Here is a 23,158-nt window from a genome sequence, read left to right on the forward strand (position 1 = left end):
GGGCCGGGCAGCAGCGGCAGCGCCTGCAGGATCGCCGCCCGCTCCGCGTTGTCGGAGGTGCGGAAGGCGGCGGCCAGACGGGCCGGCGCCTCCGCCCCCGCCGCGCCGACCGACGCGACCAGCAGGGCGGCGCGCGCGAAGCACGACGGCGGCCAGCGCTCCGGCGCCGCGATGCCGGCGGCGCGTAGCGCCTGCGCCTGCGCGCCGCCGGGCGCCGGCACGGCGGGCGACAGGCGCCCGGCCATGGCGAACAGCCGCAGGAAGGCCGGCGTGCCGGGCAGGGGCGGGGCGGCGAGGGCATCGCCCAGCCACGCCGCCGGGGCGGGTTCCAACGCAATGGCGATCAGCGCGGGCGGCACGGTGTGGGGCGTCATCGAACCCCTCCGGTCGCGGCGGGCGGGGCGGCGAGGCGCAGGCCGAACAGCCGCGCGGCGGCCGGCAGGCCGATGGCGGCGGCGAAGGGCAGCAATGCCCCGTCCAGCGCCGTGCCCATCCCCCCATCCATCGCCCAGGCGCCGGCGGCGGCGTAGGCGGCGGACAGGCCGAGGTTGGAGAGCGCCGTGGCGGCAATGAAGCGGTCGAACGGCAGCCGCGTCATGCCGGCCACCACCACCGACACCTCCGCCAGCACCGGCACGCCGCGCAGCAGCACCAGCGCCCAGGCGCCGCGGCGGGCGAAGACGGCCGACACGCCCTCCGCCCCCTTCGGGGTGACCAGCCGCTCCAGCCGCGCGCCGCCCAGCCCGCGGCCCAGCGCATAGCCGATCACGCCGCCGGCGGTCAGCCCCACGGTGGACGCCGCGGTGCCGGCCGGGAAGCCCAGCAGGAAGCCGCAGGCCGTGCTCACCACGCTGGACGGCACCGGCAGCAGGATGTCGCCGGCGAGCAGGAGGGCGAGCAGCGCCGCCCCCCATCCGCCGCCGATGCCGGCCGCCCATTGGGCGGCCCGGCCCATGGCGTCCTCGAACAGCAGGAACGGCACGACCACGGCGGCGACCAGCGCCGCCGCCACCGCCGCCCATCGCCACAGCGCCGCCGAGGGTGTACCGGCCGGAAATGCCGTCATGGTTCTGCCCAATTCAGTGACTGGCGGCGGTCAAAACAGCGGTCGAAGCAGTGGTCGTAGCGGTCACGGTGGCAGCCTCCGCGCGGTGGTTTGGGTGTCCGGGGTCTTCGGGCCGTGTGGCGGCGCAACACTATCGGTACGCCGTCACCGGCCGATGATGGTGTCCGTGCAACGGCGGAAAATCAATATTGATCAATGCCGGAATGGAATGCGTGGGCAAGAACATACGCGGGTATGATGGCTATTTGCCTGCCAGCGACGAAGTGTTGTTGCAGAATATTGTCACATAATGCGGCAAATTGTTGCGAGATTATTATCTCACAAGAAAATTTCATCAATATATACGTGTGGATGACATATTTGTTGTGTGATATGCCAAGATCAACAGAGGTCGCCTGACAGAGGGGTGGGGGGAATGAGTTACCTGGGGCTGCCGCGCCTGAATTTCGCCGGGCTGTTCGAGGCGGACGTGAACACCGTCAACAACGACGTCCGGAACTACAGCGCCAAGAGCTTCGAGCCGCGCTTCCAAACGCCGATGGAGACGCTGCCCGACGGCAAGGGGACGGTCTACAATGGCTGGTGGAACCCGGACGGCGGCAACACCTTCCGCCTGATCGACTGCGCGGTCACCGGCGGCGCCGGACCGGACGGCGCGGCCAAGGGCGCGGCCAAGAGCGCGGCGGACGGCGCGGCGGAGGGCGATCCCGCGCTGAGCCTGCGGCTCGTGGCGCAGATGGACCGCACCGCCGCCAAGATCGTCGACCTCGACCCGCAGTTCCAGTTCGCCTCCGCCCTGTGGGGCCTGCGGATCGCGCTGACCGACGGCACGAAGACGCTGTTCTCGGCGGCGCTGCTGCCGGCGTGCTTCCGCGACATCTACTTCGGCCGCCTGATCGACGCGAAGACCGGGCAGCCGGTCGGCGCCAGCCCCGGCGCCTCCGCCCGCTTCACCGGCACGCTGACGGACATCGCGTGGGGCGACGTGTCGGGCTCGCCGCTCCTCTCGGCGCTGAAGGTGTGCGCCGACGCCAACGGGGGCAAGCTGGGCACCAGCCTGATGACCTACGGCTACAGCCGCACGCCGGGCACGCAGGGCTTCACCTTCGGCAGCGTGATCGGCACCATCGGCCCCTGGACGACGGGCGAGCCGCTGATGTTCGCCACCGGCCGCCGCTTCGGGCCGACCAGCGGATCCGGCCTGTATTCCGCCCCCAACTGGTCGTCGGCGTCGGGCATCGGCTACATGACCGGCGCCGTCTCCGATGACGGAACGGTGCTCAGCCTTGATTTCGGCAACTCCCTGCCGCTGCTGCAGGCGCAGGCGCAGGCGCAGGCGCAGGCGCAGGCGCCGGTCGGCGGTGCGACGCCCGACGGCCTGCGCATCGGCCTCAAGGACCTGGGGCCGCTGCGAATCGTCGTGCTGAAGCAGGCGGACACCGTCACGCGGAACGACGACGGGCTGGTCCTCACCCCGGGCGTGATCGAAGGCGCCGCGCTCACCCCCGACCAGTACGAGGAGATCGCGGTTCTCCAGGGTTACGACATGGCGTGGCTGAAGGCCACCGGCGGCATCGCCGATCTGGCCGTCCCTGAACCGGCCCGCGCGCTGCTCGCCGACCACCCGCTGGCCATTCTCACCCACGGCGGGACCGTCGACATCCGCGAAACGGTCGGTGGCCTCTGGGTCCGCGCGGACGAGTTCGTGCAGCGCCTGGACGCGGCGGAGGAGGGCTGGGTGCCGTCCAGCGTGGCGCTCTACGCCATGCGCTACGGCAAGCCCTACGCCGGGGCGCCGCTGTCGGTGAAGCTGATGCCGGCGACCACCGAATGGGGCGGCGACGGCGGCGACGCGGTCTATCCGCCGCAGGCGGAGATCCCCGCCATCAACGTGCCAAAGGAAAAGATCCACCTGCCGTGCAGCCGGATGAACGCGGGGGAAGACGGCGTGGCGGTGCTGGAGTATCAGGCGGCCGACCCGTGCAACCCGCGCCGCTACATCGACGGCCAGATCTACGAGTTCTCCTACAGCTTCACCGGCGTCGGCCAGTCGCCCATGCCGCAGTTCGAGCTGGTGGCGGTGCACGTGCGCGACGCCTTCACGCCGCCGGCCACGCCCAGCTGGGAGACCGACATCGCCCCGGTCCTGGTGCAGTTCGGCAACCTGTACCCGGTGATGAGCCGGGGGCTGTTCAGCTTCTCCGACTACTCCAGCGTGGTGGCCAACGCGCGCCTGCTCTACCTGGCGTTCACCCGGCCCATCGAGGACCCGAACTACATGCCGGCCACCCGCGACATGTCGGCGGGCAAGCTGAAGATGATCATCGACTGGCTGGCCGGCTATCTGGTGGACGCGCCGCCGGTCAGCGGCGCCGTGCCGGTCCCGCCGCAGGGCTCCACGCTCACCGCCCCCGCCGCCCCGGTCGTCGCCGACGCGCGGGAGGTGTCGCGCATCGGCGGGCGGGAGGCCGCGCTCAAGGGTCTTGGCCCCTCCGACGCGGGTGCGTCGGGGCGCGGGTACAGCACCACCGGCACGGCTGATTAAGGGCGGAGGACAGGACGATGATGAAGATTGACCCCAAGTACGTCGATCAGGTCCGCGCCGCCACCGGCCCGGGCGATCTCTACGCCATGCTTCAGAACGCCATCGAGCTGGAGCACGCGACCATCCCCACCTACCTGTGCGCGCTCTACACGCTGAAGCTCGGCACCAACCAGGCGGTGGCGGACATCATCCGCAGCGTGGTGATCGAGGAGATGCTGCACATGAGCATCGCCGCGAACCTGCTGATCGCCATCGGCGGCGCGCCGAAGCTCAACGACCCGGCGTTCGTGCCCAGCTATCCGGGGCCGCTGCCGATGAACATCGGCGACGGGCTGATCGTGCCGCTGGAGAAGTGCTCCATCGCGCAGGTGCAGAACGTCTTCATGAAGATCGAGGAGCCGGAGCACCCGCTGGAGCTGGAGGGCGCCGCCCTCATGGCCGCCACGCCGGAGTACAACACCATCGGCGAGTTCTACACGGCCATCAAGGTCAAGCTGACCGAGCTGGTGGAGGCGGGCGAGCCGGTGTTCATCGGCGACTTCGCGCGCGAGATGGTGAACAACAGCTGGTTCCCGCCCGACCAGCTGTTCCGCATCACCGACCTGGACAGCGCCTGCAAGGCCATCGACCTCATCATCTGCCAGGGCGAGGGGACCAGCGTCTCCCCCGTCGATCCGGAGAACGTCGCCGCCCACTACTACCGCTTCGAGCAGATCGTGCGCGGGCGGCGGCTGGTGGCGGACGCGTCCGCGCCCAACGGCTACTCCTACACCGGCGCGCCGGTGGTGCTGGACGAGCGCAACGTCATCAACATGCAGCCGAACCCCAACCCGGACGAGCTGCCGGCGGGGTCGCGCGCGCGGCGGCTGGCGACCGAGTTCGAAGGCTCCTACACGCGCCTGCTGAACGCGCTGGACCGCACCTTCAACGGCGAACCGGACAGCTTCGACGGCGCCATGGGGCTGATGTACGAGATGCGCCTGCTGGCGCAGGAGGTGCTCGCCACCCCGGTTCCGGGGCAGGAGGGCCAGTACACCGGCCTGTCCTTCCGCTTCCGGCCCCTTTGATCCACAACGGGTGGAGATCGTTGCGATGAACGAACGCCTCGTCACCGGCCGCCGCCTGGGCCTTGCCGCCGCCCTCCTCGGCCTCACCGCGCTGGCCGTCCCGGCGCATGCCCAGGACGCTGCCAAGAAGAACGCCCCCAGCAAAAATGCCGACGAGAAGGTGGTCTATTCCACCTACGGCGCCCACAACCCGCCGGAATTCAGCAACTGCGAGCCCAAGAACTGCGTCGCCAAGCGCGAGGCGGGCGACCCCAGCGACCCCGTCTGGCCGGAGCACTGGTCGACCAGATGGACCATGTACCGGGTCTACAACGGCTACGTCGAGAACCCGCCGCCGTACGACGGCAAGCCGCCGGCCCCGCTGGCCGAGGGCAAGGACTACGAGGCGTCGCAGGGCGCCACCTATTACGACAGCACCTGGACCAGCGCCGACGGCAAGGCCAAGGGCGCCATGATGGAGCATTACGTCAAGCGCTGCCTGCCCATCTTCCCGCTGTCGAACCAGTACACCTGCTCCTTCGTGTCGCTGGGCAACACGGCCTATTTCCTGACCTACCCGGAGGACCGGCCGAAGGGGATGCCGGCCTGCTGCCTGTTCTCCGACTACAACCACCCGCCGCGCCGCGACTTCATCAAGCACCTCCCCTACAGCAAGGGCGACAGCGAGCGGCTGGGCGGCAAGGTGCAGGGCTATTCCTTCTGGGTCAGCGCCAAGACGGGCGCCCCGGTGCAGACCGGCGTCAGCCCCGTGCGCACGGCGGACGGCGACATCATGTTCGGCTACGGCTTCCACAGCACGGCCACGCCGGACGCCGCCGACCCGAAGATGGAGCCGTACCGGCACCCGCAGTCCTTCTACTTCTCCGGCTACCCGGTGGAGCCGGCGAACGCGCCGATCGTCAGCCAGAACTTCGAGGGCTTCTCGTCCGCCAAGCCGGATCCGGCGCAGACCTGGGACCAGGTCGCCCGCATGTGCACTGGCGAGGTCCCGCGCTGCCAGCTCTTCGACCCGCCCGATCCGCAGGCGCAGCTGACCGGAACGGCCGCGCCGGCCGCGATCCGCACGCCGCGCGCCCCCACCTGGGGCGACATCCGCGGGCGCTGACCGGCGGATGCCGATCGACGGACCTCAGCGGGCCGCCAGCCACGCCCGGCAGGCGGCCTCCGCGTCGCGCGCGCCGCGCAGGTCCAGCGGCGCCGGCAGGGCGGTGAGCAGCGCCGCCTCGCGTTGCGCGGCGATGTCGGCCAGCCGCGCGGCGACGGCCGGCGGGCCGGTGAACAGCACGGCGTCCACCCCGGCGGCCAGGGCCGCCTGCGCGTCCCCGGCGCGGTCGCCGCAGTCCAGCACGCCACACGCCTGCACCCCTGGAACGGCGGCGCGGGCGTCGTCCAGCAGCGTGCGCAGCCACAGGCCGCCGGCCGCTGCGTGGGCGACCAGCGCCACCGGCACGCCCAGGGCCGCGGCGGCGGCCAGGGCCGCGCGCGCGTCGGCCGCGCCGTGCACGCGCACCGGCCGGGCGAAGCGGGCGGTATCGTTGTCGGTCTTCATCATGGGCCGTTCATGATACCGTAAGCGTCACCGAACGCACGCCTCCCATTCCGCCTCCCGCCGCCTTCCATGCCCCGCCTGCGCCGCCTCGTGTTGCCCCTGCTGCTCGCGCTCGCCCTGGCGGGCGGCGTGGGCGGCTGGCTGTGGTGGACGGGGCGTCCGCCGGCGGTGCGGCTGGCCGCCGTCGCGCGCGGCCCGGCGGTGGAGGCGGTGTACGCCACCGGGACTGTGGAGCCGGTGCACTGGGCGCGGGTCGAGGCGCTGGTCTCCGCGCCCATCGTCGCCGTGCCGGCGCGCGAGGGGGAGCGCGTGGAGCGCGGGCAGGTTCTCGCCCGCCTGGACGACGAGGAGGCGCAGGCCAAGCTGCGCGAGTTGGAGGCGCGCGCCCGCTTCCTGGAATCCGAGGTGACCCGGCAGGAGGCGCTGGAACGGCGCGGCGTCGCCAGCCCGCAGGCGCGCGAGCGCGCGCAGACGGAGCTGGCCGCGACGCGCGAGGTGATCGCCGCACAGCGTCAGGCGCTGACCCGCTACACGCTGACCGCACCCATCGACGGCGTGGTCCTGCGCCGCGACGCGGAAATCGGCGACAGCGTGCGCACCACCGGCGCCAAGGTGCTGTTCACCATCGGCCAGCCGCGCCCGCTGTGGGCCGTGGTCGAGGTGGACGAGGAGGACCGGCCGCGCGTGGCCGTCGGCCAGACCGCGCTGATCAAGGCCGATGCCTTCCCCGGCCGCGCGCTGGAGGGCACGGTGGCGGAGGCCACGCCCATGGGCGACCCGGTGAACAAGAGCTACCGCGTGCGCGTCGCGCTGCCCGACGACACGCCGCTGCTGATCGGCATGACGGTGGAGGCCAACATCGTGGTGCGCCGCGACGACCGCGCGCTGCTGGTGCCGGACACCGCGCTGGCGGGCGGCCGGGTCTTCGTGGTCGAGGACGGCGTCGCCCGCGCCCGGAGCGTCGAGCCGGGCGTCGTCGGCAACGGCCGCGCCGAGGTCCGCGCCGGGCTGGCGGAGGGGGAACGCGTGGTCGCCGCCCCGCCCGCCGGCCTGAAGGACGGCGCGCCGGTGCGCGTGCCGGAGCCGTAGGAGGACGTGCCATGCCGCTGCCGTTGCACGTCGACGTGGCGCTGACCCACCTGATGGGGCGCAAGCGGCAGACCCTGGTGTCGGTCACCGGTGCCGCGCTGGGCGTGGGGTTCTTCATCGCCATGGCGGCGCTGATGCAGGGCTTCCAGGCCTTCTTCATCGCCACGGTGGTGGACGTGGCCCCGCACATCACCATCAGCGACGAATTCCGCGAGCCGGCCCGCCAGCCGGCCGTCGCCGCCTTCCCCGACGGCGCCGTGGCGGTGCGCGGCGTGAAGCCGCAGGACGAGCGGCGCGGCATCAAGCGCGGCTTCGCCATCATCGACGCGCTGGAGGAGATGCCCGGCGTTTTGGTGGCGCCCAGCCTGCAGGGGCAGGTCTTCCTGCGCTACGGCGCCACGGAGCGCAACGCCGCCCTGGTCGGCATCGACCCGCGGCGCGAGCTGGCCATCACGCGGCTGGAAAAGGACATGGTGGCGGGCAGCCTGCTGGACCTGGAGACGCGGCCCGACGGTGTGGTCATGGGCGTGGCGCTGGCCAAGCGGCTGGGGGCGGCGCCGGGGGACCGGCTGACCGCCATCTCGCCGGCCGGCGTGCTGCGCCGGGTCACGGTGGTGGGGCTGTACCGCACGGGGGTCACCGCCTTCGACGACGGCATGGCCTTCATGCTGCTGAAGCAGGCGCAGATCCTCCAGGACCGGGCCAACGTCATCAACCGCATCCGCCTGCGCCTGGACGACGTCGATTCCGCCCGCGCCGCCGCCGCCCGCATCGAGGCGCGCTTCGCCTACAAGGCCGAGAGCTGGCAGGAGGCGAACGAAGGCATCTTCAACGCCTTCGTCATCCAGAACGCCATCATGTACTCCACCGTCGGCGCCATCATGGTGGTGGCCGCCTTCGGCATCTTCAACATCATCTCCACCGTGGTGTTCGAGAAGGGGCGCGACATCGCCATCCTGAAGTCGCTGGGCTTCGCCGAGGCCGACATCCGCCGCATCTTCCTCATCGAAGGGGTGCTGGTCGGCGTCGTCGGCGCGCTGCTGGGCTGGGCCATCGGCTACGCGCTGGTGGCGGCGCTGGCCAGCGTGCGCTTCGACCTGGGCGGCGGGCAGGGGGCCATCCAGAACGACCGCTTCTACCTGGCCTATTCCATCACCCACTACCTGATCGGTGCCGCCTTCTCCATCACCGCCGCGTCCTTCGCCGCGTGGCTGCCGGCGCGGCGCGCGGCGCGCCTCAACCCGGTCGAGATCATCCGGGGGGCGGCGTGAACGCCCCGCCGCTCGTCCAGGCGAGGGGCCTGACGCGCGTGCTGCCGGGCGTGGTGCCGGTCACGCTGGTGCGCGACGTGGACCTGACCATCGCGGCGGGCGAGTTCGTCGCCATCACCGGCCCGTCCGGGTCGGGCAAATCGTCGCTCTTGTACCTGCTGGGCCTGCTGGACCGCCCGACGGCGGGCAGCGTGTGGCTGGAGGGGCGCGACACCGCGGAGCTGGACGCGGCCGAGCTGGCGTACCTGCGCCTCGCCCGGCTGGGCTTCGTGTTCCAGTTCCACTTCCTGCTGCCGGAGTTCACGGCGCTGGGCAACGTGCTGATCCCCATGCGCAAGCTGGCGGCCCTGCCGGAGCGCGCGATGCGCGCCCACGCCATGGAGCTGCTGGACCGCCTGGGCCTCGCCGATCAGGCCGGCAAGCGTCCGGACCAGCTGTCCGGCGGGCAGCGCCAGCGCGTCGCCATCGCCCGGGCGCTCGCCAACGGCCCGCGCCTGATCCTGGCGGACGAGCCCACCGGCAACCTGGACACCCGCAACGCCCAGGGGGTGTTCGACATCTTCGCGTCGCTGGCGCGCGAATCCGGCACCGCCGTGGTCACCGTGACGCACGACGAGCATCTGGCGGCGCAGACGCACCGCCGGGTCGTGCTGGTGGACGGCCGCGTCGTGGACGGCGCATAGCCCCACGCCGGGTGCGTCAATTGAGGCAGGTCAAACCGCCCCGCGCGTTGCCGCGCTATGGTCGCGCCAACGAATCCCCAAGGGACGCCGCCATGATGGAGTACAAGGGCTACAAGGCCCAGATCGACTTCGACGACGATGCCGGTATCTTCGTCGGCGAGGTCATCAACACGCGCGACGGCATCACCTTCCGCGGCCGGTCGGTGGAGGAGCTGCGCACCGCCTTCCGCGCGGCTGTCGACGACTATCTGGCGCTGGCCAGCGACATGGCGGCGAACACCGACCGCCCGGCGTCGGGGCAGATCTCCATTCGCGTGAACCCCACGCTGCACCGCGCCATCGCCTCCTGCGCCCGGCGCGAGGGCAAGAGCGTGTCCGCCTGGATCGCCGACCGCTTGGGCGAAGCGGCGGGCATCGTGCCGTGCGCGCGGACCAATTGCCGGCGGGCGGGGTAGGGCGCTACAGCGCCGGCACCTCGTGCACGTGGATGCGCTTGGCGCCGCAGGTCTCCAGCACCTCCAGCGCGCGGCGCTCCAGTTCCGGCGAGTGCAGGTTGACCCACAGCACGAAGCCGCCGCGCTGCACCTGCTCGCGGATGTCGGCGCGGTAGTGCCGGTCGAGGCGCATCACCAGGAACGCGCCGATCAGGCCGGTGACCGCCGCGGTGACCGCGACCGCCAGGATGATGCCCCACATGCCGGCCCCGGCGTCCGCCGCCACCCCGGCGGCGACCACGGCGCCGATGTAGACGGCGACGCCGATCAGCACCCCCTCCGCGTCGCCCAGCGACGCCTTGGAGATGAAGACGGTGCGCGGCGCGGCGGGATCGTCCTCGATCTCCCGCACGTCGGAGCAGGTGCGGCCCAGCTTGGCCTGCAGCGCGCGCTCCCCGCTGGCGATGCTGAGGTCGGCGCGGTTGAACCCGCTCGACTGCAGGTCGGCGACGGCGCCGTCCAGGCAGTCCGGATCGTCGAACACGGCCACCACTTCCCGCACCCGTCCGGTGGCAAAGGCGGACTCGTCCCGTTCCAGCGCAACCATGTCTCTCTCCCTTGCGGCGCCCCCGGTATCCTCCGGATTACACACAATGTGACATGACGCGGGTGGCACGCGGGGCACAGGCCCCTACCACCAATGCGAAGGCGGCGGGCGCCGGCCCGCTCCAGGAATCCCGCTCCAGGAATCCCGCTCCAGGAATCGCGAAACGTGGAACTTTCGCCGGCGGGCGGCCACAAAAGGGCGTCACCCGTTCGAGGAGCACTCCCATGTTTATCCGCAAGCTCGCCGTGCTGGCGCTGCCGCTCGCCGTCGCCACCCTTGCCGCGCCCGGCAGCGCCGTCGCCATGCCGAAGACCGTGTGCGTGACCAACGCCATGAACGGGCACGATGCGGCCGCGCGCATCACCTATCCCGACGGGCCGGAGACGGCGTCCGACCTCATCCCGTCCGGCCAGCAGCGCTGCCTGGACGTGCGGTTGCGGGTGCTGAGCAAGGAGTACCCGGTGATCAACGTCGACTTCCGGTACAACCTGTTCAAGGTGATGCCGTTCCCCTGGGACCTGTGCGCGAAGGTCGTCAACAAGGTCGGGCTCGGGACCGCCGAGCAGCTGCGCTTCCGGATCGTGGAGAACGACAGCCGCATCTCCTGCGTCCAGGAATAGGCCGCCCAAAAGAAAAGGCCGCCCCTCGCGGGGCGGCCTTTGCCGTTCGGGTGCTTTGCCGGGTGGCTTACTTCGCGTTCATCATGGCGACGGCGGTGTCGCTCATGCGGTTCGAGAAGCCCCACTCGTTGTCGTACCAGGTCATGATGCGCACGAAGGTGCCGTCGATGACCTTCACCTCGTTCAGCGCGAAGATCGAGCTGTGCGGGTCGTGGTTGAAGTCGCTCGACACCAGCGGCTCATCGTAGGCGCCCAGGATGCCCTTCAGCGGGCCGGCGGCGGCCTCCTTGATGGCGGCCTTGATCTCGTCGGCCGTGGTGGCCTTCTTGGCGACGAACTTGAAGTCCACCACCGAGACGTTCGGCGTCGGCACGCGGATGGCGGTGCCGTCCAGCTTGCCCTTCAGCTCCGGCAGGACCTTGCCCACGGCCTTGGCGGCACCGGTCGAGGTCGGGATCATGTTCAGGGCCGCCGCGCGGGCGCGGTGCAGGTCCTTGTGCATGGTGTCGACGACACGCTGGTCACCCGTGTAGGAGTGGATGGTCGTCATGAAGCCGTGATCGATGCCGATCAGGTTGTTCAGGACGAACGCCACCGGCGCCAGGCAGTTGGTGGTGCACGACGCGTTCGACACGATGCGGTGCTCGGCCTTCAGCTTGTCGCTGTTGACGCCGTAGACGACCGTGATGTCCTCGTCCGTGGCCGGGGCCGAGATCAGCACCTTCTCCGCACCGGCTTCCAGGTGCAGCGACGCCTTCTCGCGCGAGGTGAAGATGCCCGAGCACTCCATGGCGACCTGAACCTTCAGGTCCTTCCACGGCAGCTTGGTCGGGTCACGCTCCTGCACGACCTTGATGCTGTGGCCGTTGACGACGAGGTTGCCGTCCTTGGCCTCGACCGTGCCGGGGAAGCGGCCGTGCACGCTGTCGTACTTCAGCAGGTGCACGTTGGTGTCGAGGTCGGCGAGGTCGTTGATCGCCACCACCTCGACGTCGCTGCGACCGCTTTCGTAGATCGCCCGCAGCACCAGACGGCCGATGCGGCCGAACCCGTTGATCGCAACCCGAACTGCCATGACGTCCTCCAGTCTCTCGTTTACGGCGCCGGGGCGGCTGCCCCGGAGCCCGATTACACAGTGCCTGTCCGTTTACAGGCGCGCCTTGGCGGCCTTCACGACCGCCTCGGCGGTGATGCCGAAGTGCTTGTACAGCTCCTGGTAGGGAGCCGACTCGCCGAAGCCCGCCATGCCGACGAAACCGCCGTCACGGCCGATCCAGCGATCCCAGCCCTGGCGCACCGCGGCTTCCACCGCGATCCGCACGCCGCCGCCCAGGACCTGCTCCTGGTAGGCGTCGCTCTGCGCCTCGAACAGCTCCCAGCAGGGCATCGACACCACGGCGGTGCCGACACCCTCGGCCTGCAGCGTCTCGCGCGCCTTCACCGCGATCTCGACCTCCGACCCGGTGGCGAGCAGCGTGACCTTGCGCTCCCCCTCCGCTTCCATCAGCACGTAGGCGCCGCGGGCGCTGAGGTTGTCGGCCGTGTGGCGGGTGCGCAGGGTCGGCACGTTCTGGCGGGTCAGCGCCAGGACCGACGGGCTCTTCGCCGCCTCCAGCGCGATCTGCCAGCACTCCGCCGTCTCCACCGCGTCGGCCGGACGCAGGACGAGAAGGTTGGGGATGGCGCGCAGCGCCGCAAGATGCTCGACCGGCTGATGCGTCGGACCATCCTCGCCCAACCCGATGGAGTCGTGCGTCATCACGAAGATGGAGCGCGTCTTCATCAGGGCGGCCAGACGGATGGCCGGGCGGCAATAGTCGGCGAACTGCATGAAGGTGCCGCCGTAGGGGATGACGCCGCCGTGCAGCGCCATGCCGTTCATCACGGTGGCCATGCCGTGCTCGCGCACGCCGTAGCGGACGTAGCGGCCGGCGAACTCGCCCGCACCCTTCACGTCGGCGGTGTTCTTGACCTTGGTGTTGTTGGACGGCGTCAGGTCGGCGGAACCGCCGATCAGCTCCGGCACCGCCGGGACCAGCACCTCCAGCACGTTGCCGGACGCCACGCGGGTCGCCCAGCTCGGCTTCTCCTCGGAGACCTTCTTCTTGAACGCCTCGACGATGGCCGGCAGGTCGGCCGGCAGCTTGCCGGTGACGGCGGCGTCGAAGGCGGCGCGGGCCGCGTCGTCCAGCTTGCCGTGGCGGGCGTCCCACGCCTTGAAGGCGTCGTCGGCGCGGCGGCCGGCGGCGCGCCAGGCGTTCAGCACCTCGTCCGGCACCACGAACGGCTCGTGCGGCCAGCCCAGGTTCTCGCGCGTCGCCTTGACCTCGTCCAGGCCCAGCGGCGAGCCGTGGCAGCCGTGCGTGTTCTGCTTGTTGGGGGCACCCTTGCCGATGATGGTGCGGCAGGCGATGAAGCTCGGCCGGTCGGACGACTGCGCGGCCGCGATGGCCTTCTCGATGGCGGCCATGTCGTGGCCGTCCACCGCCTGGACGTTCCAGCCGTAGGCGCGGAAGCGCGCCTGCGTGTCGTCGGTGAAGGACAGGTCGGTGGAGCCGTCGATGGAGATGTGGTTGTCGTCCCACAGCACGATCAGGCGGTTCAACTTCAGGTGGCCGGCCAGCGAGCACGCCTCGTGGCTGACACCCTCCATCAGGTCGCCGTCCGAGGCGATGACGTAGGTGAAGTGGTCGACCAGATCATTGCCGAAGCGGGCGTTGGCGATGCGCTCGGCCAGCGCCATGCCGACGGCGGTGGAGACGCCCTGGCCCAGCGGGCCGGTGGTCATCTCGACGCCGATCTCCGGGTCCACCTCGGGGTGGCCGGGGGTCAGGCTGCCGATCTGGCGGAAGTTCTTCAGCTGGTCGATGGTCATCCGCGCGTAGCCGGTCAGGTAGGCCAGCGAGTAGACGAGCATCGAGCCGTGGCCGGCCGACAGCACGAAGCGGTCGCGGTCGGGCCACGCGGGCTGCGCCGGGTTGAACTTCAGGAAGCGGGTGAACAGCACGGTGGCCACGTCGGCCATGCCCATCGGCATGCCGGGATGCCCCGACTTGGCGGCCTCGACGGCATCCATGGCGAGCGCGCGGATCGCGTTGGCCATGGTCTCCGGGGAAACGGTGGGAGTGGACATAAGATCTGGTTCCTGGTCGGGGTCCTGGGCGCGTGCGCTCGCTGGCAGGGACGTGGCCGGTCGGGCGGGGGCGCGCCGCTCCCCGCCGGATCGGCGCAAAATGCAGATCCGGTGCCGCTTGGTCAACACGCGAATGGGTAGGAACAGCCTCCCGCAATGGGGTGGGCTGGATGGGCGAGGACCCGTAGGTTGGGTTGAGCCGAAGGCGAAAACCCAACGCGCCCTCAGGGTGGCCGCTACGTTGGGTTTTCGCTGGCGCTCAACCCAACCTACGGGTTGTGTTCGTTGTTGTCATATCCCGCCTCTTTTCGGTTGACGGCGGGGCGCTGCCGGCCCAACTGTAGAAGACTCGCCAGTTGTGCAGTTGCGAAAGGCCGTTCCGAACGCCATGCACGCCTTGAAAGCCGCCCTCGACCGTCTGGGGCACGCCGTCGGCCGCCTCGAACACGCCGCCGCGAACCGCGAGATCCGTTTCAACCGCCGCGAGCATGAGCTGTCCGAAGCGCTGACGCAGGCGCGCGCCGAGGCGGCCAAGGCCAACGAGAACGCGGACGCCGTGTCGAAGCGGCTGGAAGCGGCCATCGGCCGCCTCGAATCCGTGCTGGAGACCTGACCCCCATGGCCCGCGTCGAGATCGAGATCAACGGCCGTCCCTACCAGCTGGCCTGCGAGGACGGGCAGGAATCGCGCATCCGCGAGCTGGCCGCCTATGTGGACGGGCGGCTGAAGCAGGTGACGGGCGGCGGGCGCTCCGGCTCCGACACCATGATGCTGGTGGCCACCTGCCTCGTTCTGGCCGACGAACTCAGCGACGCGCTGACCGGCCGCGCCGCGCCGGCGCACCGCGTCGGCCCCTCGCCGGAGGAGGTCGCGGCCGAGGCTGCGGCGGTGGCGACGGTGGAAGCGATCACGCGCCGCATAGAAGAGGTTGCCGCGCGGCTCGAGCGCGCCTAAGTTAGGTCCCGGAAGGTTCGCTGCCTGGCGCGTCAGGTCGCATTATCCCCAGGGCCGATAACCCTAACCTCTTGGGAGCTGTCCCTGCCGGGACCGTGGTCTCGGTACATGGCGCCCACCTGCACTGGCAGGCCGTGGAGGATAGGCACTATGGCCAACGCCCAAGGCGGCGCCTTCCACCCTCTTTCCCCCGTCAGGTTCCCGACCGCCGATGACCGACCCGCGCGAGGCCAAGGCTGCCGCCAGACTGCGGGCGCGGGCCTTGCGCGACACGGTCACCGATCCGGACGCCTGCGGCCGCGCCGCGCACGCCATCCGCGACCGCATCCTGGCCGAGGTGCCGCTGCCCGACGGGCCGGTGGCCGGCTACTGGCCGCTGGGCTCCGAACTCGACGTGCGGCCCCTGCTGCTCCATTTTTCCGGACAGGGACGGACGGCGGCGCTGCCGGTGGCCGGCCCGCGTGGCGAGCCGTTGCGCTTCCGCGCCTGGACGCTGGACACCCGCTTGCGCGAAGGGCGCTTCGGCATCACGGAGCCCGACGAGACCGCCCCCTGGGTGGTGCCGGTCGTGCTGCTGGTGCCGCTGCTGGCCTTCGACCGGGGCGGGCACCGGCTGGGCTACGGCGCCGGCTACTACGACCGCACGCTGGAGGGCCTGCGGGCCGGGGGCGGGCCGGTGCTGGCGGTGGGCGTCGGCTTCGCCGCGCAAGAGGTCGAGGCGGTGCCGCACGGGCCGCACGACCAGCCGCTCGACTGGATCGTCACCGAGCGCTTTTCGATGAAGGTTGAACGATGAGACTTCTGTTCCTCGGTGATGTCGTCGGCCGCACCGGGCGCGACGCGGTGATCGCCTACATGCCCCGCATCAAGGCGGAGCTGGACCCCGACATCGTCGTGGTGAACGCCGAGAACGCCGCCGGCGGCTACGGCGTCACCGTGAAGATCGCCGCCGAGTTCTTCGAGGCGGGCGTCGACGTGCTGACCCTGGGCAACCACACCTGGGACCAGAAGGAACTGGTCGGCACCATCGACCAGCAGCCGCGCGTCATCCGCCCGCTGAACTACCCGGAGGGCACGCCGGGCCGCGGCTTCGTGCTGCTGCAGGCGCGCGGCGGGCGCAAGATCCTGGTCGTCAACGCGCTGGCGCGCCTGTTCATGGAGCCGCAGGACGACCCCTTCGCCGCCATCGACCGCGTGCTGCGCGCCCACCGCCTGGGGCCGGGCGGGGTGGACGCCATCCTGGTGGACTTCCATGGCGAGGCGACCAGCGAGAAGATGATCATGGGCCACTTCCTGGACGGCCGCGTGTCGCTGGTGGTGGGCACGCACAGCCACGTGCCGACGGCCGACCACATGATCCTGCCCGGCGGTACCGCCTACATGACCGACGCCGGCATGTGCGGCGACTACGACAGCGCCATCGGCATGAAGAAGGAGATCGCCGTGGCGAAGATGGTCCGCAAGCTGCCGACCGAGCGCCTGTCCCCGGCCGAGGGCGAGGGCACGGTGTGCGGCGTCTACGTGGAGACCGACGACCGCAGCGGCCTCGCCACCCGCATCGAGCCGTTGCGCCTCGGCGGCCGTTTGAGCCAGCATATGCCGACGCGGAGCTGACGCTTCCCGGGAGGGTCCCCATGGGCTACGGCGCCAAGTACGAGGACGACTTCTACGCCTGGACGCAGGAGCAGGCCTCGCGCCTGCGCGAGGCGGCGGCGTCCGGCGCCAACCTGCCGCTCGACTGGGAGAACCTCGCCGAGGAGATCGAGAGCATGGGGCGGAGCGACCTCAATGGCCTGATCAGCCATTTCGAACGCCTCATCGAGCATCTCCTCAAGCTGGAAATCTCTCCCGCCGCCAATCCCCGCCAGGGATGGAAGCGGTCGGTGGTCCAGCAGCGGCTAAGCGTCGCGCGCCTCCTCAGGAACAGCCCCAGCCTGAAGGCGAAGCTGTCGGACGCGTTGGACGACGCGTGGCTGGGTGGCCGCAGGCTGGCCGCGTTGGGGCTGGTCGAGGATGGCGTCACCGGACGCGAGGTGCCGCAGGATCGCCCCTACACGGCCGACCAGTTGCTCGATCCCGACTGGTGGCCGGCGAACTGGCACGGCCTGGACTGAGCGTCTCGCTGCATGTCTGCGGCGAAATCGGATGGCCGCATTCTCGCCATATTGACTTTCTAAGGGAGTAGGTGTGCTCTGCGCCCCCAACAAGGTGCGCGGGTGCACTAGATCTGGTACATGTGCCGCACGGCATCCCTCGCCGTACCCTAAACCTTGTCACGCTCTCTAGCCTGGGACTCGTCCGACGCATGGCCGGTCATTCACAATTCAAGAACATCATGCACCGCAAGGGCGCGCAGGACGCCAAGCGGTCCAAGATCTTCAACAAGCTGGCGCGCGAGATCACCGTGGCCGCCAAGTCCGGCCTGCCGGACCCGGCCGCCAACCCGCGCCTGCGCGCCGCCATCCTCGCGGCCCGTGGCCAGAACATGCCGCGCGACCGCATCGACCGCGCCATCAAGCAGGGCACGCCGGGCGGCGGCGACGACACCAACTATGAAGAGGTGCGGTACGAGGGCTACGGCCCCGGCGGCATCGCGCTGATCGTCGAGGCACTGACCGACAACCGCAACCGCACGGCCGCCGAGGTGCGCTCCGCCTTCACCAAGTACGGCGGGTCCCTGGGCGAGACCAACTCGGTGAGCTTCATGTTCAACCGGGTCGGCGCCATCTACTACCCCGCCGGCGCGGCCGACGCCGACACCATGTTCGAGGCGGCCCTGGAGGCCGGCGCCGACAACGTGGAGTCGGACGAGCAGGGGCACGAGGTCACCACCACGGTGGAGAGCTTCGCCGCCGTGCGCGACGCGCTGGAGGCCAGGTTCGGCGCGCCGGAGAGCGGCCGCCTCGCCTGGAAGCCGCTGAACACCGTCGCTCCGCCGGAGGACGCCGCCGCCACCCTCATCAAGCTCCTGGAGGTGCTGGAGGACAACGACGACGTCCAGAATGTCGAAGGCAACTACGACATCTCGGCCGAGCTGATGGAGAAGCTGACCGCGTGAGGGCACGGGCGTGGGCGGCGACGCGGGTATGGCAACGGTGCGGCTGCTCGGGATCGATCCCGGGCTGCGGCACACCGGCTGGGGCATCATCGACGTCGCCGGCAACCGCCTGAGCCACGTCGCCGACGGCGCCGTGCATTCGCGCGACGGCTGCGCGCTGGCCGAGCGGCTGTGCCAGCTGCACGACGCGCTGTCCGAGGTGCTGGAGCGCTACCGCCCCGACGAGGCGGCGGTGGAGGAGACCTTCGTCAACGCCAACGCCGTCTCCACGCTGAAGCTGGGGCAGGCGCGGGCGGTGGCGCTGCTGGTGCCCGCGCAGGCCGGCCTGACGGTGGCCGAGTACCCCAACAACATGGTCAAGAAGGCCGTGGTCGGGGCCGGGCGCGCCGACAAGGCGCAGGTGCAGATGATGGTGCGCGTCCTGCTGCCCGGCTGCACGATCGCCACCCCCGATGCCGCCGACGCGCTGGCCGTGGCGATCTGCCACGCCCACCACCGCAGCACCTGGCAGGTGTGGAGGAAGGGTGTCGGAAAATCCCTCTCTCCCCTGGGGAGAGGGGACGTCGATACCCTCTCCCACCCCGGGAGAGGGTGGCGCGAAGCGCCGGGTGAGGGCTCCGTTACCGGCGCTTTGGTGCAGCAGGCCAAGCGTTACGCCACGGACAAGGAGGTCGAGCGTGCCCGCGACCTCCGCCGCAACTCCACCGACGTGGAAAAGCTTCTCTGGCAGCGCCTGCGCAATGCACAGCTCGGCGCCAAGTTCCGGCGGCAGGAACCGATCCTGGGTTTCACCGTCGATTTCGTGTCGCACGACCACCGGCTCGTGATCGAACTCGACGGCGGTCAGCACGCGACGCAAGTGCAGTATGACGAGCGCCGCACGCGTATGCTGGAACAGGCCGGGTTCCGCGTGCTGCGCTTCTGGAACACCGACGTGAACGACAATTTGAACGGCGTGCTTGAGACCATCAAGGCGCGCCTGGACGAGACGACCGTGCTGCGGCGGCCCGTGGGGCCCTCACCCGGCCCTTCGGGCCACCCTCTCCCAGGACGGGAGAGGGATAAGGGCGGCCCGCAAGGAGGAGTATCATGATCGCCAAGCTCACCGGGGTGGTGGACGGCGTCGGCGTCGATTCCGTCGTGCTCGACGTCAACGGCGTGGGCTATGCGCTGACCTGCTCGGGGCGCACGCTGTCGCGCCTGATGGGGGGCGAGCGCACGTCGCTGGTCGTCGAGACCTTCGTGCGCGACGACCGCATCGTGCTGTACGGCTTCGCCGACAACGCCGAGCGCGACTGGTTCCGCCTGCTGACCACCATCCAGGGGGTCGGTGCCCGCCTTGCTCTCGCCATTCTTGGCGTGCTGGATCCGGAACAGCTGACGCATGCCATCGCGGCGCAGGACAAGACGGCGCTGATCCGCGCCGACGGTGTCGGCGCCAAGGTGGCGGCGCGCATCATCAACGAGTTGAAGGACAAGGTCGGCGGCCTGTCGCTGGGCATGGGCGGCACCACCGCCCCGGCGCCGGCCAAGGGCGGCGCGCCGGTGCCCGCACCCGGCGGCAACACCGCCATGGCGGACGCCGTGTCGGCGCTGGTCAACCTCGGCTACGGCCGGTCGGAGGCGTTCGGCGCGGTCGTCGCGGCCGGGCGCACGCTGGGCGACGGTGCCGCGGTCGGCGACCTGATCCGCCAGGGATTGAAGGAGCTTAGCCAGTGAACGCCACTCCCGGCCCTGATCAAAACAGGGGCGATCGGCTGGTGCAAACGGGTCAAGGCCCCGGCGACGCGCCGGAGGCCTCCATCCGCCCGCTGTCGCTGGCCGACTTCACCGGCCAACGCCAAGCGCGCGAGAACCTGTCGATCTTCATCCAGGCCGCCCGGTCGCGCGGGGAGGCGCTGGACCACGTGCTGCTGTTCGGGCCGCCGGGCCTGGGCAAGACCACGCTGGCGCAGATCGTCGCGCGCGAGCTGGGGGTGAACTTCCGCGCCACCTCCGGCCCCGTGATCGCGCGCGCCGGCGATCTGGCCGCGCTGCTCACCAACCTGCAGCCGCACGACGTGCTGTTCATCGACGAGATCCACCGCCTCAACCCCGCGGTCGAGGAGGTGCTGTACCCGGCGATGGAGGATTTCCAGCTCGACCTCATCATCGGCGAGGGGCCGGCGGCGCGCTCCATCCGCATCGATCTGCCGCCCTTCACGCTGGTCGGCGCCACCACCCGCTCCGGCCTCATCACCCGCCCCTTGCGCGAACGCTTCGGCATCCCCGTGCGGCTCCAGTTTTACGAACCGGAGGAGCTGCAGCTGATCGTCAGCCGCGCCGCCCGCGTGCTGGGCATGGCGATCACGCCGGAAGGGGCGCGGGAGATCGCCAACCGCTCGCGCGGCACGCCGCGCGTGGCCGGGCGCCTGCTGCGCCGCGTGCGCGACTTCGCCGCCGTGGCGGGGGTGGAGGAGGTGGACGCCCGCGCCGCCGACGCCGCGCTGACGCGCCTCGAGGTCGACCGGCTGGGCCTGGACAGCATGGACCGCCGCTATCTCGGCATCATCGCGCAGAACTACGGCGGCGGTCCGGTGGGCGTGGAGACGCTGGGTGCCGCGCTGGGCGAACAGCGCGACGTGCTGGAGGAGGTGGTGGAGCCCTACCTGATCCAGCAGGGATTCCTGCAGCGCACGCCGCGCGGGCGCATGCTGACCGACGCCGGCTTCCGCTACCTGGGTCTGGCGCCGCCCGTGGCACCCGCCCGCCAGCTCGACCTTCTCGATCGTGCCATGGATCCCGACGTCGAACCCGACGAGGATCCCGATGCCTGACCTGTCGGGGTTCTTCGACGAGGCGGGCGTGCACCGCTACCCGCTCCGCGTCTTCTACGAGGACACGGACGCCGGCGGCATCGTCTACCACGCCAACTACCTGCGCTTCGCCGAACGGGCGCGCACGGAGATGCTGCGCCTGCTGGGCAACAGCCACGCCCGGCTGCTGGCGGAGCAGGGTGTGTCATTTGCGGTACGCCACGTCGGGATCGATTTTGTCGCTCCCGCGAAGCTTGACGATACGCTTGAAGTAGAGACGCGAATCACCGATATCGGCGGCGCCTCCTTCGCAGTTGCACAATCGGTTCGCCGCGATGGCCGGGAACTGGCGCGCGCGGACGTGAAGGTGGCGATGATCAACCGCGCCGGCCGGCCGACCCGCATCCCCGCACCGGTGCGCGACGCGCTGGACACCCTGTACCAACGGCAGAAGCGAGACTGACGGCAATGGAGCATGCAATGAACGCCGCCGGGGTGGCGGCAAAGGCCCACGACATCACGATGTGGGGGCTGTTCTGGCAGGCCGACCTGCTGGTCAAGCTGGTCATGATCATGCTGCTGGCCGCCTCCGTCTGGTGCTGGGCCATCATCATCGAGAAGCTGATGCGCATCCGCCGGCTGAACGCCCAGGCGGACGCCTTCGAGGAGAGCTTCTGGTCCGGCGGCTCGCTGGACGCGCTGTACGATCGCGTCGGCAAGCGGCCGGAGGACCCCATGTCGGCCACCTTCGCCGCCGGCATGCGCGAATGGCGCCACGCCGCCGACCGGGGGCTGGGCAGCTCGATGAAGGCGTCGCTGCAGCAGCGGGTGGAGCGGGTGATGACCGTGACCATCGGCCGCGAGATGGCGCGGGCCGAGCGCTACATGACCTTCCTCGCCTCGGTCGGCTCGACGGCGCCGTTCATCGGGCTGTTCGGCACGGTGTGGGGCATCATGAACTCCTTCACCTCGATCGCCGCGTCGAACAACACCAGCCTCGCCGTGGTGGCGCCGGGCATCGCGGAGGCGCTGTTCGCCACCGCCATGGGCCTGCTGGCCGCCATCCCGGCGGTGGTCGCCTACAACAAGTTCACCACCGACCTCTCGCGCTACGCCGACCGCCTGGACGCCTTCGCCGGCGAGTTCGTCGCCATCCTGTCGCGTCACCTGGAAGAGCGGGGAGCCGCCTGAGATGGGCGCATCGCTGGGTGCCAAGGGCGGCCACGGCCGCGGCCGCCGGCGCGGCTACCGCGCCATGGCCGAGATCAACATGACGCCGTTCATCGACGTCATGCTGGTGCTGCTCATCGTCTTCATGGTGGCGGCCCCGCTGCTCACCGTCGGCGTGCCGGTCGACCTGCCGAAGACCAACGCCGCGCCCCTGGAGGCGCAGAAGGACCCGCTGTTCGTCACCGTCCAGGCCGACGGCACCGTGTTCGTGCAGGAACAGCGGGTGGACACGGCCGGCCTCGTGCCGCTGCTGGTCGCCATCACCAATTCCAACGCGGAGGCCCGCATCCTGGTGCGCGGCGACGCCAAGATCGCCTACGGGCGGATGCTGGAGGTCATGGGCACCATGAGCGCGGCCGGCTTCAAGAAGGTCGGCCTCGTGGCCGAACTGCCGAACCAGGCCGCCGGCCCGTCCGCCCCCGCGGTGCGCCCGGCCGCCGCGCCCGCTCCCGCCAGGACGCGCTGAGAAGGCGGGCCCGGCCATGCGCGAACCCCTGATCGCTTCGGCGGTGCTGCACACGGCGCTGATCGCGCTGATCGTGCTGGGCCTGCCGCCCAGCGATCGCAAGCTCGACATCCCCCAGTCGATCCCCATCGAGATCGTCGACATCGGCGAGATCACGGAGGCCGCGCGCGTCGACAAGGGCGAGCCGAAGCCGGAACCGCCGCGCCCGCCGGTGCCGGAGGCCAAGCCCGCCCCGCCGCCGCCCGAGCCGGTGGCCGAGGCGCCGCCGCCTCCGCCGCCGCCGCCCAAGGCGCCGGAACCCCCGAAGCTGGCCCAGGTGCCGCCCGCCCCGCGCGAGCCGGAGCCGCCCAAGCGCGCGCCCGAACCGCCGCCACCGCCTCCGCCGCCGCCCGCGCCCACGCCGGAACCCGCCCCGGTGCCGCCCAAGCCGCCCCGGCCGGAACCGCCGAAACCCGAGCCGCCGAAGCCGGAACCCCCGAAGCCCGAGCCCCCGAAGCCCGAGCCTCCCAAGCCCGAGCCTCCCAAGCCCGAGCCGCCGAAGCCGCCTGCCCCGCAGGCGAAGCCGAAGCCGGAACCGCCGAAGGAGCAGCC

Annotated in this window: 25 protein-coding genes, 1 other RNA gene and 3 pseudogenes; 23 read left to right on the plus strand and 6 right to left on the minus strand. The window is 70.8% G+C overall.

Annotated features, from left to right (window positions below):
• Both VED21_RS28270 and VED21_RS28275 read right to left on the minus strand, forming a co-directional pair.
• A pseudogene (locus VED21_RS28270) lies at positions 1 to 374 on the minus strand (hypothetical protein); the annotation flags it as partial.
• Positions 371 to 1,066 (minus strand): VTT domain-containing protein, encoded by a 696-nt coding sequence (locus VED21_RS28275; protein WP_324888398.1) that lies wholly within the window; start codon positions 1,064 to 1,066, stop codon positions 371 to 373. The pseudogene VED21_RS28270 and the gene VED21_RS28275, both read right to left, overlap by 4 nt.
• A gap of 415 nt (positions 1,067 to 1,481) precedes the next feature.
• On the opposite strand from VED21_RS28275, the gene VED21_RS28280 reads away from it, so the two are divergent.
• The 3 genes from VED21_RS28280 to VED21_RS28290 are packed head-to-tail and all read left to right on the plus strand — an operon-like array spanning position 1,482 to position 5,783.
• A complete protein-coding gene (locus VED21_RS28280; protein WP_324888400.1) occupies positions 1,482 to 3,611 on the plus strand; it encodes a hypothetical protein in 2,130 nt (709 codons plus the stop codon).
• A 17-nt stretch (positions 3,612 to 3,628) separates the two neighbouring features.
• Positions 3,629 to 4,678: a ferritin-like protein gene (locus VED21_RS28285; RefSeq protein WP_324888402.1), complete on the plus strand. Its 1,050-nt coding sequence runs from the start codon at positions 3,629 to 3,631 to the stop codon at positions 4,676 to 4,678.
• A gap of 25 nt (positions 4,679 to 4,703) precedes the next feature.
• Positions 4,704 to 5,783, plus strand: a complete 1,080-nt coding sequence (locus tag VED21_RS28290) for a hypothetical protein (RefSeq protein ID WP_324888404.1) — start codon at positions 4,704 to 4,706, stop codon at positions 5,781 to 5,783.
• 24 nt (positions 5,784 to 5,807) lie between these two features.
• Here the strand turns inward: VED21_RS28290 and VED21_RS28295 are convergent, their stop codons facing one another.
• Positions 5,808 to 6,230, minus strand: a complete 423-nt coding sequence (locus VED21_RS28295; protein WP_324888406.1) for a hypothetical protein — start codon at positions 6,228 to 6,230, stop codon at positions 5,808 to 5,810.
• Positions 6,231 to 6,296: 66 nt separating this feature from the next.
• Here VED21_RS28295 and VED21_RS28300 point away from each other — a divergent pair, with 66 nt between their 5' ends.
• The 4 genes from VED21_RS28300 to VED21_RS28315 all read left to right on the plus strand — a co-directional run bounded on the left by VED21_RS28300 (position 6,297) and on the right by VED21_RS28315 (position 9,725).
• Positions 6,297 to 7,316, plus strand: a complete 1,020-nt coding sequence (locus VED21_RS28300) for an efflux RND transporter periplasmic adaptor subunit (protein WP_324888408.1) — start codon at positions 6,297 to 6,299, stop codon at positions 7,314 to 7,316.
• Positions 7,317 to 7,327: 11 nt separating this feature from the next.
• Positions 7,328 to 8,587 carry an ABC transporter permease gene (locus VED21_RS28305; protein WP_324888410.1) on the plus strand — a complete coding sequence of 420 codons (1,260 nt, stop codon included), beginning with the start codon at positions 7,328 to 7,330 and terminating at the stop codon, positions 8,585 to 8,587.
• Positions 8,584 to 9,270: an ABC transporter ATP-binding protein gene (locus VED21_RS28310; protein WP_324888412.1), complete on the plus strand. Its 687-nt coding sequence runs from the start codon at positions 8,584 to 8,586 to the stop codon at positions 9,268 to 9,270. Before VED21_RS28305 ends, VED21_RS28310 begins: the two co-directional genes overlap by 4 nt.
• A 92-nt stretch (positions 9,271 to 9,362) precedes the next feature.
• Positions 9,363 to 9,725 carry a type II toxin-antitoxin system HicB family antitoxin gene (locus VED21_RS28315; protein ID WP_324888414.1) on the plus strand — a complete coding sequence of 121 codons (363 nt, stop codon included), beginning with the start codon at positions 9,363 to 9,365 and terminating at the stop codon, positions 9,723 to 9,725.
• 4 nt (positions 9,726 to 9,729) lie between these two features.
• Here VED21_RS28315 and VED21_RS28320 read toward each other — a convergent pair whose 3' ends face one another.
• Entirely contained in the window at positions 9,730 to 10,311 is a 582-nt protein-coding gene (locus tag VED21_RS28320) for a hypothetical protein (protein WP_324888416.1), read from the minus strand.
• 224 nt (positions 10,312 to 10,535) lie between these two features.
• Here VED21_RS28320 and VED21_RS28325 point away from each other — a divergent pair, with 224 nt between their 5' ends.
• Positions 10,536 to 10,931, plus strand: coding sequence for a hypothetical protein (locus VED21_RS28325; RefSeq protein WP_324888419.1), 396 nt, complete (start codon positions 10,536 to 10,538; stop codon positions 10,929 to 10,931).
• A 67-nt stretch (positions 10,932 to 10,998) separates the two neighbouring features.
• Here the strand turns inward: VED21_RS28325 and gap are convergent, their stop codons facing one another.
• Positions 10,999 to 12,006: a type I glyceraldehyde-3-phosphate dehydrogenase gene (gap, locus tag VED21_RS28330; protein WP_324888421.1), complete on the minus strand. Its 1,008-nt coding sequence runs from the start codon at positions 12,004 to 12,006 to the stop codon at positions 10,999 to 11,001.
• A gap of 72 nt (positions 12,007 to 12,078) precedes the next feature.
• Positions 12,079 to 14,064 carry a transketolase gene (gene tkt, locus VED21_RS28335; RefSeq protein WP_324888423.1) on the minus strand — a complete coding sequence of 662 codons (1,986 nt, stop codon included), beginning with the start codon at positions 14,062 to 14,064 and terminating at the stop codon, positions 12,079 to 12,081.
• 388 nt (positions 14,065 to 14,452) lie between these two features.
• Here tkt and VED21_RS28340 point away from each other — a divergent pair, with 388 nt between their 5' ends.
• From VED21_RS28340 to VED21_RS28405, 15 genes and pseudogenes are all read left to right on the plus strand, one after another.
• The gene (locus tag VED21_RS28340) at positions 14,453 to 14,677 is read left to right on the plus strand and encodes a hypothetical protein (protein ID WP_324888425.1); all 225 of its coding nucleotides are present in this window, start codon (positions 14,453 to 14,455) and stop codon (positions 14,675 to 14,677) included.
• 5 nt (positions 14,678 to 14,682) lie between these two features.
• Entirely contained in the window at positions 14,683 to 15,018 is a 336-nt protein-coding gene (locus tag VED21_RS28345; protein WP_324888427.1) for a cell division protein ZapA, read from the plus strand.
• 14 nt (positions 15,019 to 15,032) lie between these two features.
• A non-coding RNA gene (gene ssrS, locus VED21_RS28350) (6S RNA) lies at positions 15,033 to 15,195 on the plus strand.
• Positions 15,196 to 15,229: 34 nt separating this feature from the next.
• Positions 15,230 to 15,814 carry a 5-formyltetrahydrofolate cyclo-ligase gene (locus VED21_RS28355; protein ID WP_324888429.1) on the plus strand — a complete coding sequence of 195 codons (585 nt, stop codon included), beginning with the start codon at positions 15,230 to 15,232 and terminating at the stop codon, positions 15,812 to 15,814.
• On the plus strand, positions 15,811 to 16,632 hold the full coding sequence (locus VED21_RS28360) for a TIGR00282 family metallophosphoesterase (RefSeq protein ID WP_324888431.1): 822 nt from the start codon (positions 15,811 to 15,813) through the stop codon (positions 16,630 to 16,632). Before VED21_RS28355 ends, VED21_RS28360 begins: the two co-directional genes overlap by 4 nt.
• Before the next feature lie 20 nt (positions 16,633 to 16,652).
• Positions 16,653 to 17,132, plus strand: a complete 480-nt coding sequence (locus VED21_RS28365; protein WP_324888433.1) for a DUF29 domain-containing protein — start codon at positions 16,653 to 16,655, stop codon at positions 17,130 to 17,132.
• Positions 17,133 to 17,323: 191 nt separating this feature from the next.
• Positions 17,324 to 18,076 carry a YebC/PmpR family DNA-binding transcriptional regulator gene (locus VED21_RS28370; protein ID WP_324888435.1) on the plus strand — a complete coding sequence of 251 codons (753 nt, stop codon included), beginning with the start codon at positions 17,324 to 17,326 and terminating at the stop codon, positions 18,074 to 18,076.
• Positions 18,077 to 18,113: 37 nt separating this feature from the next.
• Positions 18,114 to 18,578 (plus strand): annotated as a pseudogene (gene ruvC, locus VED21_RS39050) (crossover junction endodeoxyribonuclease RuvC); the annotation flags it as partial.
• A gap of 132 nt (positions 18,579 to 18,710) precedes the next feature.
• Entirely contained in the window at positions 18,711 to 19,169 is a 459-nt protein-coding gene (locus VED21_RS39055) for an endonuclease domain-containing protein (RefSeq protein ID WP_414638326.1), read from the plus strand.
• On the plus strand, positions 19,166 to 19,795 hold the full coding sequence (gene ruvA / locus VED21_RS28380; RefSeq protein WP_324888439.1) for a Holliday junction branch migration protein RuvA: 630 nt from the start codon (positions 19,166 to 19,168) through the stop codon (positions 19,793 to 19,795). The genes VED21_RS39055 and ruvA overlap by 4 nt, the downstream gene beginning before the upstream one ends.
• A gap of 41 nt (positions 19,796 to 19,836) precedes the next feature.
• Complete coding sequence (gene ruvB, locus VED21_RS28385) at positions 19,837 to 20,892, plus strand: Holliday junction branch migration DNA helicase RuvB (RefSeq protein WP_324888441.1); 1,056 nt, start codon at positions 19,837 to 19,839, stop codon at positions 20,890 to 20,892.
• Positions 20,885 to 21,334: a tol-pal system-associated acyl-CoA thioesterase gene (ybgC, locus tag VED21_RS28390; protein WP_324888442.1), complete on the plus strand. Its 450-nt coding sequence runs from the start codon at positions 20,885 to 20,887 to the stop codon at positions 21,332 to 21,334. The genes ruvB and ybgC overlap by 8 nt, the downstream gene beginning before the upstream one ends.
• 17 nt (positions 21,335 to 21,351) lie before the next feature.
• Positions 21,352 to 22,062, plus strand: coding sequence for a protein TolQ (gene tolQ / locus VED21_RS28395; protein WP_324888444.1), 711 nt, complete (start codon positions 21,352 to 21,354; stop codon positions 22,060 to 22,062).
• 1 nt (position 22,063) lies between these two features.
• Positions 22,064 to 22,567 carry an ExbD/TolR family protein gene (locus VED21_RS28400; protein WP_324888445.1) on the plus strand — a complete coding sequence of 168 codons (504 nt, stop codon included), beginning with the start codon at positions 22,064 to 22,066 and terminating at the stop codon, positions 22,565 to 22,567.
• 16 nt (positions 22,568 to 22,583) lie between these two features.
• Positions 22,584 to 23,158 (plus strand): annotated as a pseudogene (locus VED21_RS28405) (hypothetical protein); the annotation flags it as partial.

The organism is Azospirillum sp., from assembly GCF_035627195.1.
In the GTDB taxonomy this organism is placed as follows: domain Bacteria; phylum Pseudomonadota; class Alphaproteobacteria; order Azospirillales; family Azospirillaceae; genus Azospirillum.